Below are 541 nucleotides of genomic sequence, written 5' to 3'. Positions count from 1 at the left end.
GAGTTCCTCCGCTCCCGCATACTTCTCTTCCGCCTCTTTTACTCTCCCTAGACGCCTCAGAAGATCTCCTTGCGATTGCAGCGTATTTGCAAGACCCAGATCGTCCTTCTCCTTTTTATAGAGTTCCTCCGCTCCTGTATACTTCTCTTCCGCCTCTTTTACTCTCCCTAGACGACTCAGAAGATCTCCTTGCGATTGCAGCGTATTTGCAAGCCCCAGATCGTCCTTCTCCTTTTTATAGAGTTCCTCCGCTCCCGCATACTTCTCTTCCGCCTCTTTTACTCTCCCTAGACGCCTCAGAAGATCTCCTTGCGATTGCAGCGTATTTGCAAGACCCAGATCGTCCTTCTCCTTTTTATATAGTTCCTCCGCTCCTGTATACTTCTCTTCTGCCTCTTTTACTCTCCCTAGACGACTCAGAAGATCTCCTTGCGATTGCAGCGTATTTGCAAGCCCCAGATCTGCCTTCTCCTTTTTATAGAGTTCCTCCGCTCCCGCATACTTCTCTTCCGCCTCTTTTACTCTCCCTAGACGCCTCAGA

1 protein-coding gene is annotated in these 541 nt (G+C 49.5%); it reads right to left on the bottom strand.

Features of this window, described 5'->3' with window-relative positions; all coding sequences use genetic code 11:
* On the bottom strand, positions 1–541 hold a 541-nt coding region (locus tag B5G27_RS15745), incomplete at both ends, for a tetratricopeptide repeat protein (RefSeq protein WP_143449761.1).

This window comes from Lachnoclostridium sp. An76 (genome assembly GCF_002161355.1).
Taxonomy (GTDB): Bacteria; Bacillota; Clostridia; order Lachnospirales; family Lachnospiraceae; genus Mediterraneibacter; species Mediterraneibacter caccavium.
The sequence above is the reverse complement of the archived record's forward strand: the minus strand, read 5'-3'. Positions and strand labels throughout refer to the sequence as shown.